Source organism: Thiomicrospira sp., assembly GCF_014859555.1.
Taxonomy (GTDB): Bacteria; Pseudomonadota; Gammaproteobacteria; order Thiomicrospirales; family Thiomicrospiraceae; genus Thiomicrospira.
In genome coordinates this window covers 1-3,682 of the sequence record NZ_JACUTY010000095.1, presented here as the reverse complement: position 1 = coordinate 3,682, position 3,682 = coordinate 1, and the positions used below count along the sequence as shown (strand labels likewise).

6 protein-coding genes and 3 pseudogenes are annotated in these 3,682 nt (G+C 43.8%); all 9 read left to right on the top strand.

Features of this window, described 5'->3' with window-relative positions; translation table 11 throughout:
- Window positions 1-161: 161 nt before the first annotated feature.
- The gene (locus tag IBX48_RS10005; protein WP_296834060.1) at window positions 162-419 is read left to right on the top strand and encodes a hypothetical protein; all 258 of its coding nucleotides are present in this window, start codon (window positions 162-164) and stop codon (window positions 417-419) included.
- A gap of 6 nt (window positions 420-425) precedes the next feature.
- Window positions 426-1,142 carry a Fic family protein gene (locus tag IBX48_RS10000; RefSeq protein WP_296834058.1) on the top strand — a complete coding sequence of 239 codons (717 nt, stop codon included), beginning with the start codon at window positions 426-428 and terminating at the stop codon, window positions 1,140-1,142.
- Between the two features lie 244 nt (window positions 1,143-1,386).
- Window positions 1,387-1,485: pseudogene (locus IBX48_RS09995) on the top strand (sugar phosphate nucleotidyltransferase); the annotation flags it as partial.
- 3 nt (window positions 1,486-1,488) lie between these two features.
- Window positions 1,489-1,779: pseudogene (locus IBX48_RS10660) on the top strand (DUF1016 N-terminal domain-containing protein); the annotation flags it as partial.
- Window positions 1,768-1,992: a PDDEXK nuclease domain-containing protein gene (locus tag IBX48_RS10655; RefSeq protein WP_365942519.1), complete on the top strand. Its 225-nt coding sequence runs from the start codon at window positions 1,768-1,770 to the stop codon at window positions 1,990-1,992. The pseudogene IBX48_RS10660 and the gene IBX48_RS10655, both read left to right, overlap by 12 nt.
- Before the next feature lie 116 nt (window positions 1,993-2,108).
- A complete protein-coding gene (locus IBX48_RS09985) occupies window positions 2,109-2,354 on the top strand; it encodes a hypothetical protein (RefSeq protein ID WP_296834054.1) in 246 nt (81 codons plus the stop codon).
- Entirely contained in the window at window positions 2,344-2,565 is a 222-nt protein-coding gene (locus IBX48_RS10650) for a type II toxin-antitoxin system RelE/ParE family toxin (protein WP_365942516.1), read from the top strand. Before IBX48_RS09985 ends, IBX48_RS10650 begins: the two co-directional genes overlap by 11 nt.
- Before the next feature lie 512 nt (window positions 2,566-3,077).
- Window positions 3,078-3,401, top strand: coding sequence for a MarR family EPS-associated transcriptional regulator (locus IBX48_RS09980; protein ID WP_296834051.1), 324 nt, complete (start codon window positions 3,078-3,080; stop codon window positions 3,399-3,401).
- A 16-nt stretch (window positions 3,402-3,417) separates the two neighbouring features.
- Window positions 3,418-3,630, top strand: a pseudogene (locus IBX48_RS09975) (UDP-glucose 6-dehydrogenase); the annotation flags it as partial.
- Window positions 3,631-3,682: the final 52 nt, after the last annotated feature.

Sequence of the window (3,682 nt, the reverse complement as noted above, 5' to 3'; positions counted from 1 at the left end):
ACACAACACGGCCCAATTTTTCGAAATGCGTAACGACAGCGTAGAGCGGTAGCGTGCTCAAGGTGCTAACTTTTGCTACAATGGTTTACCTAGCCAGGTCGAGCAAAACCTATGAAAATTCCGCCATCATCACCCACTATTGACGCGTTTTAGCCAATTGTGTGCAGCAAGCTGATACCTTGCATTTGGCCAAATTATTGGTGATGGATTTGGGAATTTGTGATGAGCGCGGGCGTTATGTGCATTGGGATAAGTTGCGATTTGCGATTCCTCCGCAAGGTTTAAGCGCAGAAGAATATTGGTTTGTAATCAAGTTTACGCGAAATAAGTTTGCGCGTAAGTTGAGCCTTGGTGATCAGCAGGGTAGACCCATGCAGTTTTGTGTAACGGACTCGATGTTGCCGCACTGCATTGGTTAGATCAACATGCCGCTGGCCAAGTCGCCATGCCCCAGCCGATTGCTAATGCCGCCACCCGTGAACAGTCTGGCACAAAGATTGCAAGCGCTGTGTGATTTTGCTAACAAGGATGATCCCAAGCAGTTTATTCACCCGGTGATTAAAGCGATGATACTGCATTTTATGCTGGGTTATGACCATCCGTTTGTCGATGGTAACGGTCGCACTGCGCGAGCATTGTTTTACTGGTATATGGCCAAAAAAGGTTATTGGCTAACCGAGTTTGTTTCCATTTCAAAGGTGTTAAAACAAGCGCCAGCACAATATGCCAAAGCCTATTTACACACCGAAACCGATGATAACGATCTCACCTATTTTCTGATTCATCAGCTTGAAACCTTACAAAAAGCGATAGACGAACTGTTTGCTTATCTTGCTCGCAAAAACGCAGAGATAGCGCAAACCGAGCAGGTGTTAAAAAACTTTAAACTCAGAGGCCAGCTTAATCATCGGCAAATGGCTATTTTGAACCAAGCACTCAAACAAGAGAAAGTGTTTACAATTGAAGCGCATCGCCACAAACATGGCACCAGCTACCAAACCGCACGCACCGATTTACTCGGCTTGTCCGACCAATATGGCTTGCTAGAAAAACGCAAACAAGGGAAGGGCTTTATGTTTTATGTGCCGGATGATTTTATGACCCGCGTGGGTGCACCCTGCACCCGGCATTGCGAGGAGTGATAGCGACGCGGCAGTCCCCTGCGAAGCCAACGAAGTCAGCGCCTTCGGCCACGCAATAACATCAAACAAAACGGCTATGGCCAATATTTAGCGGATTTAATTCAATAATCTAGGTTGATAAAGTATGCTAAATATTGGGCACCTCGATTAACCCAGAATGAATTCTGGCAACGCCAAGTTTCTCAGCTCTGCGTTGTGAACCCTTGCAAGGTCTAAACATTCCTTCAGGTTCTCGCCTTGATCTATCACCACCATCAACCAAATGTATATGGAACGCGGCGACCTCAATGTCGAACTGCTAGGCCGTGGTTTTGCCTGGTTAGACACCGGCACTCACGAAAGCCAAGAACACCATGGGTGGGGAAAATCCATAGTGATGCAACTGGCCGAAGAACGGCAAAAAGAGTTTGTGGGCAACGCTGGCTTGAGTGAGCGCAACCTTTGGAATATGCGCAATTACTACCTGGCTTATCAAGTACAACCAAAACTGCAGACACTGTCTGCAGAAATTAGTTGATCGCATAACCTTAAAATCCTGCAAAAGCTTAAAGACCCGCTTGCGCAACAATTTTACATTCAAGCCACGCTCAAAAACGGCTGGAGTGTTCGTGTTCTCGATCATCAAATTGATAACCAAACCTATGAAAAAACGCTGCTTGGCCAAACCAATTTTGCCAATACGTTCCCCGCAGAATTACAACAATCCGACCTAATCATCAAAGACGAATACACCTTTGATTTTTTAGAGTTGGCTGAAGAACACTCAGAAAAAGAATTAGAAAACGCACTGATCCAAAAAATTCGCAATTTTCTCACTCAAATGGGCGCAGATTTTGCCTTTATCGTATAGCGCTTATAATCTCCGCCCTGAAGGACGAAGTTTTACGCGCTGTTTGATAAATTGCACTCATATCTCGAGAAGTGCTAGAGTTTGACTTTGTTAGAGTGATTAAATGGGAGGCCGTAATGCATACACATACAATTGAATTGCCGGATCATATCAGCCGTTACGTTAACAAGCGTCTTGATGGTCATCTGGAGCAGCTCGGCGACTATGTAGCTAGCTTAATAGAAGCGGAGCGTGAAAAACAAAGTGCATTGGAAGAATTACAAGGCATCTTGTCCGAACCAAAAGCCAACATACCAAGTGGTTTATCACTCGAAGATATTTATGCGAAAGCAAAAGCTAGAGTTTTAAACAATGCGTTATGAAATATCTGAGCAAGCCGCTTTAGATATCCAGGAAATATTTGTTTACACAATTTTAAACTTCGGTTCGCCACAAGCTAACGCGTATTTGAAAGGACTGCGTGACACTTTTAAGCAATTAACTGACTTTCCAGAGATTGGTCAAGATATTTCAATGTATTGCCGATGCATCGTCGATTGGTGCATAAAAGTCACGCAATTTATTACAAGATAGTCGAACAACACATTTTAATAGTTAGGCTGCTAAACACCAAACAAGACCCAGCAAGGAACCTAATCTCCTGAAACAACTTCTTTTAATCGGCCAGAACGCACGATGGACGCGAAAACTCGATAACTTTTGTAAGCAAAAAAGGGTTGACAGTCCACGCCTCGACGAAATGAGTGATCCAGAGCAAAGTATCGACAGAGCCTTACAGCAATATCTCGCACTGGGCTATAGTGAAAGCTGTAGCGTCATTTGTAGTCTAGTCGCAACGACTAAGTTTTAATTCCTGCGTGAAAGTTTTAGAAAACCACCACCCTCTCGTGTAAACTTCTCACCTTATTCAAAAGTTGAACGCGACGTTGTGCGTCACCAAGTTTAAAGCAAAACACGGCTTATTTTTCGAAATGCGTAACGACAGCGTAGAGCGGTAGCGTCTTTAATGGCCTGGTTTTTGAATGATGCAATGCCTTAATGCTTTGCTGTTAAAGTGAATTAAATAAAACTAGGTATTAAAACAAATGGATTCCGAAACACGCTTACAAACCTTGCGTTACATAAGCACCGAGCCTAACCAGCGCACCTTGGCGGAAAAGCTCGGCTTTAGCATTGGCAAAACCAATTACGTGCTCAAATCCCTCATCGAAAAAGGACTAGTCAAAGCCGAACGCTTTGCTCAAAACCCCAATAAACTCGGTTATCGCTATGTGCTCACACCGCAAGGCATACGTGAACGGATTGAATTAACCGAACGATTCATCCAACGCAAACGCGAAGAGTATGAACAGTTAACAGAAGAACTCAACACTATACAAAACACTCAAAAAGAAAATAACAAAGAGTGATAAGAAGGATACAAACATGAAAATTGCCGTTGCCGGTACCGGTTACGTTGGCTTATCGTTAGCCGTATTATTAGCCCAGCACCACGAAGTCGTGGCGGTGGACATTATCAAAGAAAAAGTCGATCTCATAAACAACAAGCAATCGCCGATTGTGGATGTTGAAATCGAAGACTTCTTAGCGAATAAATCGCTTAACCTAACGGCCACACTAGATCCGATTCAAGCCTACAAAGGCTACTACAAATAAATGAACCTTCAAGCCCTCATTCAACAAGGCGAAA

What these genes read in the sequence shown, in the direction of transcription:
- IBX48_RS10000 (WP_296834058.1), top strand. Translation starts at nt 426, where the DNA reads ATGCCGCTGGCCAAGTCGCCATGCCCCAGCCGATTGCTAATGCCGCCA.
- IBX48_RS10650 (WP_365942516.1), top strand. Translation starts at nt 2,344, where the DNA reads ATGCGTTATGAAATATCTGAGCAAGCCGCTTTAGATATCCAGGAAATA.
- IBX48_RS09985 (WP_296834054.1), top strand. Translation starts at nt 2,109, where the DNA reads ATGCATACACATACAATTGAATTGCCGGATCATATCAGCCGTTACGTT.
- IBX48_RS09980 (WP_296834051.1), top strand. Translation starts at nt 3,078, where the DNA reads ATGGATTCCGAAACACGCTTACAAACCTTGCGTTACATAAGCACCGAG.